Here is a 6,482-nt window from a genome sequence, read left to right as displayed (position 1 = left end):
GGCCGAGCCAGGTTGTCTGAAGATCTGGTTGATATCCTGCACCAGGTTGTAAGTGGCCGGCAGGTTGATAACAGCAGTGGCCTCTGTTTCTGCATTGGCCCACTGGCCTGCATACAGATAAACCCTTGCCAGCAGCGCTTTGGCGGCAAACCTGTTCGGGCGATAACGTTGCGTAACAACTGCTCCCAGGTTATTCCTGTACTCAGGGGTCAGCAAGGCATCGGCATCTTTCAGGTCAGTGATCATCTGTTTGTATATTTCATCCACACTGGTCCTTGCCATGGTTCTGTTCACCTCATAGTTGGGCGTTGTGATCAGTGGCGCAGGCCCAAACATATTCACCAGGTAGAAGTACATGAAGGCCCGAAGGAATTTCGCTTCTCCCAGGATCTGTGATTTGATAGCAGGAGTCAATGTCTGAGAGGCAGAAGCTCCTTCAATAACAGCATTCACTTTGTAGATATCAGCATAAAAGCCGGACCAGATACTTGCCGGAATGGAATTGGAACTGAGGACCATATTGGAATACACCTCCATGTATTCAGGCACCATGCTCACAGTGATCAGTTCGTCTGACAGTAATCCGTTCACCACGCTTACACCCCTGCCGCCCTGGATTATGGAATAGGTATTTCCAAGATCTGACAGTACAGCGTTCACAGCAGCAATAGCGGAATTGTCTTTCTCAAAAACTTTGGATGCATCCACCGATGAATCAGGCGCTTTGGTATCCACGAATTTTGTACAGGATACCACACAGAGCGCTATAAAGATTATTGCAATTAATTTTTTCATTTGATAGCATTAAAGGTTCAGTTCAATACCAGCCGTCCATACTCTCAGCAAAGGATAATTGCCGGATTGGTTTTCCGGGTCCCATCCCTTGTAATCAGTGATCGTAAAAATGTTTTGTCCCTGCACATAAAACCTGCAACCCTGGATGCTGAGCTTCCGCAGTGCGTTTTCAGGCAGTGAGTAAGAAAAAGAAACATTCTTCAAACGCAGGAAGGAGATGGTGGTGTAATAGGATGGATCCCAGGCATTGGCCACATTGGATTGATTGGCGAGACTGTTTCCATTATTCGATAATCGCTGTACATCCGTTACATCGCCTTTCTGCTGCCAGCGGCGTTCGTACCTGTCAACAGGCATGTTCGCTGCTCTTCCTTTTGCATTGAAAAGGTTCTGGTAAGTGGCAGCGCCTACCTGTTTGCCAAAATTGAAAAAGAAGCTCAATTCAAACTGTTTGTACTGGAAGATATTGTTGATCCCTCCAAACAGTTCCTTACCCAGGTCTACATCCACTATCCTGTCAGCCAGCGCGAGAGCACTTGCCCTGGAAGTATCCTTGCCTCTTGTGGGGCTATGCCATACATTGTAACCCGTCAGCGGGTCCACGCCCACCCGGTCATATGTTTTGATGATGCTCAGCGGCATACCTTCGGTATAAATGTATGCATAGGGAGATCCTGCAATATTCGGATAACTCACCAGTTTGTTCCTGGGGAAACTGATATTAAAAGAACTGTTCCAGGAGAAATTCTTCTTTCTCATATTCACTGAGCTCAGCTCCAGCTCGAGGCCAGTATTCTGAATAACCGCTGGCAAATTGGATTGTATACTGGTAAAACCGACAGTGCTGGGAAGTGGAAATGCCACCAGTTGGCTGGAAGAACGGTTCCTGTAATAGCTGGCAGCTACAGAAAGATTGTTATTCAGGAATGCAAGCTCCAGTCCAACTTCCGCTTTCTTGTTGGTCTCCCAGCTGTATTTATCATTGTAAAGACCGGCAGGCGTCAGTGATAATCCACCGTTGTATTGTTTAGCTGCATTATACAGGGAGAGATATCCATAATCAGGAATGATATCATTTCCGGTAGTGCCATAGCTGGCCCTCAGTTTACCGGCACTGAGAAACGGAATGGCTTCTCTTACAAAATCTTCGTCTCCGAAATTCCAGGCGGCGCCTGCAGAAGCGAAATTCCCGAATCTTTTACCCGGCGCAAAACGGCCCGATCCGTCCCTCCTGGCCGTAACGTTGACAATATATTTAGAATTGATATTATAATTGATCCTTCCGAAGACAGCGTTGTACAGGTATTCAGAATTCTGTGTGTAGGAATATTCTACCGTTCCGAAATTGGTATTGCCCATCAGCGCATCATCAGGATAGTTGTTTACATCCAGCACCAGGCCATTTGTTTTGGTCTGCTGGAAAGTTACACCGGTAAGAACGGTCAGTTTGCCCGGCCCGATCATGGTTTCATATTCCAGTTGTGGCTCCGCATTCCAGGTGGTTGTCATTACCTTGAGGGTATTTGAGCTGCGCAGGAATTTTCCACGTGTCAACCATTCGATGGGATCGAAGAACTCCTGTGGCCTTTTTGAAATAGCATCATTCTGCACCTGGTTATACCCCAGCGATGCTTTTGCCTTGAAGCCTTTGAAGATCCTGTAGCTGACCATCGCGCTTGACACCATGCTCCTGATCTTTCCGTCATATATTTCCTTCAGCCTGGCCATGGGGTTCTGAAAAGTGCTGCCAGGCCCCCAGTTTAGCTTTCCTGTTGAATCATACAATGCAGGTGCTACTGGTGGCAGCGTTAACGCATAAGCAGCAATGCTCCAGCCTGGAAGCTTGTTATTATCCTGACCGAAGTTCACGGAGAACTGCGCCTGCAGACGCTGATTGTTGGATGTATGGTTCACATTCAATCTTCCATTGAACCTGGTGTTTGCCAGATCAACAGGCATAATGGTGGTTTCCCTGGAATAATTTCCGGAAAGAAGAAAAGAGGTATTGCTGTTTCCACCTGATAAAGACACCTGCGCCCTGGTGTATTGGGCAGTTCCCCCCAGGAGTACATCCTGCCAGTCCGTAGACCTGGTAGTATCCCATGAAACCAGGTCGTACACCGTGCTCTGCTGGGCTGTGGCCATGGTCTGACCATCATTTTTGATGGCTTCATAACGCATGTCCAGATACTGTCTTCTGTCTAATACATCCACTTTCCTGGCAACCTTTGCCATGCCGGAAGAGAAATTTACATTGACTGCAGTTTTACCTGCCTTGCCTTTTTTAGTGGTGATAAGGATCACACCGTTACCTCCCCTGCTGCCGTAAATGGAAGTGGCATCGGCATCTTTCAATACCTCAATGCTTTCTATATCATTTGGATTGATGCTGTTCAACGGGCTCGCAGATACATAACCCAGCAGTGTACGGTTGGATGCATTATCAGCTGCGTTTCCGGAAGGGTTATCAAATGATCCGGAAGGATAAGGTGTACCATCGATGATGATCAGCGGGCTGTTAGCTTCAGAGCGAACGCTGTTCAATCCTCTCAAACGCAGGGTAAATCCGGTTCCCGGCAGTCCGCTTTCCTGGATCACATCCAGTCCGGCCACTCTGCCTGTGAGTGCGGCCAGCGGATTGCTTACCGGTTGCCTGCCGATCTCTTTGGCAGACACCTTACTGATATTACCCACCATTTCTTTTTTGCGGACATCATAGTAACCTGCTTTCACCACTACATCTTCCATAGCAGTTTCAGCAAGGATCATGGAAATGGAAAGTGGATTCGCGGTACTGGCGATCATAGCAGAAGTGACCACCAGTTCTTTCACCTGGTAACCGGTAAAAGAGATGATCAGTACTTCGCCCGGATCGGCATCTATTCTGAAGCGTCCATTTTCATCCGTGGTAGTGCCTGATGATTTTCCCTTGATCCTGATGGAAGCACCTGCAAGCGCAGTTCCGTCAGCGGCGCGGATCACACCGGTAAGCGGCGGAGCCTGTATCAGTAATTTCGGTTCCCGAACAGGCGCAGTCTCTGGTACTTTCCTGGATATAACGATGGTGGTATTCTTGATAGTGAAAGTCAGCTGCGCAGGGTCCAGCACTTCAGTCAAAAAATCCTTCAATGGTTTCTTTACAGCATCCACTTTAACCGGAGATACATTGGTAGTGAGATCAGGATTGTACACAACCACATAACCGGTTTGCTTTTTTACGGCTGCAAACACCTCCTTCAATGAAAGCTGTTTTGCTTTCAGTGTGATCTCCTGGGATACGCCACTGGCAGCAACATGAAGAAAACAGGTAGTGAGTAAAATGAACGTGAGTTTCATTGCCCGAATAATTGTTCGTCTGCTGGTGCGATGGAACCCGTGATTTCCGGCTCTCCCGACTAACAGCGCTTTGGTGATGCGGCGGTTGACCCCTTGGCCCGGCCTGCCACAGAAAGCAGTTTTTAACATACCTTCGTAGAGTTTTGGGTGAAGAATAAATAGTCTGTCCAGGACTAATTTTTATTTATGTTACCCAAACATCCGCCGGGAGTGGTCGAAACACTTCCGGTTTTTGTTTGAATAATGGCTCCGTATTGAATAGGATAGTTGTGTTACTGTTTAACGATCAGCTTTCTTCCTTCGATCTGATAATGCAATCCCAGTTCTTTCAAGGCTTCCAGCAACTGGGATAAATTAAGGTCGCGTTTCATTTCTCCGGCCATTTTCACTTTTGGTATTCCCTGCGCGTACACTACATCGATATCATACCAGCGTGATAACTGGCGCATGGCTTCTTCGAGCGACATATTATCGAAATTGAAAAAGCCATTTTTCCACGCCATCACTTTATCCGTATCAGCGTTGTTGATTACACTTACTTTATTATCTGCATTCATCTGTTTTGCCTGCTGGCCCGGCCGCATCAGCGTTCCATTCATTTTCACAGCGCCTTCCAGGAGTGTGGTACTGATGTAATTTTCATTTTCATAGGCATTCACATTGAAGCTGGTTCCCAGCACTTCCACTTCTGAACGGTCATTCACCTGAACCCGGAAAGGCATTTTAGAATGCTTCGTCACTTCAAAATAGACTTCCCCGGTAATCTGCACAGCCCTTTCATTTCCTTTAAATGCCGTGGGATAGCGGATGGAACTGGCTGCGTTCAGCCAAACCCGGGTGCCATCAGGCAACTGCACACTGAACTGTTTTCCTTTGGGCGTGGTCATTGTATTGAAGCCGGGATTCTCTGGTGATTCTCCCATTGCATCATACACCAGTTCTCCGTTTTTTATGCTTGCTTTTGAGCCGTTCTGCGTAGCCACCAGTTGGTTACCCAGACTGTCAAGCACTATTTGCGTACCATCAGCCAGCGTGAGCACAGCTCCATCCTTTCCGGGCCCGATCTCTTTTGTTACGGCCACCTCAACAGCAGGGGTGATATCCTTTTTTCCATTTATCCGGAGCACAGCGGCAACGCCCAGTAGAGCAACGACCCCTGCAGCAACCCATCCCCATTTCCGCAGGAAATGGACCCGGTGAACGGGAGCTATCGCTCTCTTTTGCTCATCTGCAAAAAAGATGGCCTGCATCATTTCATCCCCGGTTTTGCTGTCGAATGCAGCATCAGCACCGTTTTCGAGGATGGCCGCAGCAATGAGGTCCTTCGCTGGCCCCTCATTTTCAGGCAATGTCATCCACTCCGCGAATACCTGCCTTTCTTCCGGGCTGGCAGTATCCGTCAGGCATTTTTGATAAAGCGATTGTATCCTGTCTGGAATCATAAAATAGAGGTTCAGTCTTATAATAACTGGAATAAAGAAAGTTTGGGGGTATGAGTCTGAAAAAAATTTATTTCAACCCTACAACCAGGAGCACAGCAAGGGGGATAAAGCCCAGCTCTTTCAGGCAGAATGCGCGTATTTTACGCTGTGCCACATCCAGGTTCGACTTGACCGTTTCAGGAGAAATATTCATTTTCCCGGCCACTTCATTTCTGCTCAGGCCTTGTTGTTTGATGAGCTGATAAGTCTCTCTTTGTTTGTCGGGCAGTTGCCTGATGGCGTTTTGCAGCACCCGGCTGAATTCTTTTCCCTGCAATAAATGTTCAGGATCGGCGCTGGTATCAGCGGAGTTATCCTGATGCAGTTCCAACGGGCTGGCTCTCTTTTTAGCAGCGCGTTTGAGCGAATCGTAGATATGATTGCGGGTTACAGTGAACAGCCAGCCGGGAAAGTTTTCCATGCCCGCTAGGGTTACCCTGTTCAGCCAGACCTTTAGGAAGATATCCTGGTAGATGTCTTTGGCCAGGGCGGAATCACCGGTCATTCTGAGTGCGGCAGTATATAAACGGGGTTGATAGAAAGTGAAGAGGTCGCGGAATGCAGCTTCATCTCCCACGGCAATGAGGGCGAGCAATTCTTTCTCGTTGTTGATGCTATCGCTGTACAATATTTATGCAATAATATGTCTCAAAACAGCAATCCCGGGTTTGAATTCCTGGTAAATCCAGGTGCAAACTATATTATTTTCCTGAGATGGGGGATTTACCCCGGGCTTGCATTTTCATCTCACCGGAGTTTCATGTAGAATTTCTGCACTTTTTTTCGACATGAACGTATCTGTACCCGTACAGGCTAAGCAGTAATACGCAAAAAGCCAGCTTTCGCAGGCTTTTTGAGATAATTTCTATT

Annotated in this window: 4 protein-coding genes; all 4 read right to left on the bottom strand. The window is 47.5% G+C overall.

Annotated elements, in window-relative coordinates:
- Positions 1-795 (bottom strand): RagB/SusD family nutrient uptake outer membrane protein (locus ACTHMC_RS10110; RefSeq protein WP_440412992.1); only part of this gene is annotated, 795 nt, incomplete at its 3' end.
- Positions 796-804: 9 nt separating this feature from the next.
- A complete protein-coding gene (locus tag ACTHMC_RS10105) occupies positions 805-4,131 on the bottom strand; it encodes a SusC/RagA family TonB-linked outer membrane protein (protein ID WP_440412991.1) in 3,327 nt (1,108 codons plus the stop codon).
- Positions 4,132-4,403: 272 nt separating this feature from the next.
- Complete coding sequence (locus ACTHMC_RS10100) at positions 4,404-5,573, bottom strand: FecR family protein (protein WP_440412990.1); 1,170 nt, start codon at positions 5,571-5,573, stop codon at positions 4,404-4,406.
- Positions 5,574-5,640: 67 nt separating this feature from the next.
- Positions 5,641-6,240, bottom strand: coding sequence for an RNA polymerase sigma factor (locus ACTHMC_RS10095; RefSeq protein WP_440412989.1), 600 nt, complete (start codon positions 6,238-6,240; stop codon positions 5,641-5,643).
- Positions 6,241-6,482 lie beyond the last annotated feature (242 nt).

Origin of the sequence: Pseudobacter sp. (assembly GCF_051955275.1) — a bacterium.
GTDB lineage: Bacteria > Bacteroidota > Bacteroidia > Chitinophagales > Chitinophagaceae > Pseudobacter.
This window is presented reverse-complemented; position numbering and strand designations above follow the sequence as displayed.

What these genes read in the sequence shown, in the direction of transcription:
- ACTHMC_RS10105 (WP_440412991.1), bottom strand. Translation starts at nt 4,131, where the DNA reads ATGAAACTCACGTTCATTTTACTCACTACCTGTTTTCTTCATGTTGCT.
- ACTHMC_RS10100 (WP_440412990.1), bottom strand. Translation starts at nt 5,573, where the DNA reads ATGATTCCAGACAGGATACAATCGCTTTATCAAAAATGCCTGACGGAT.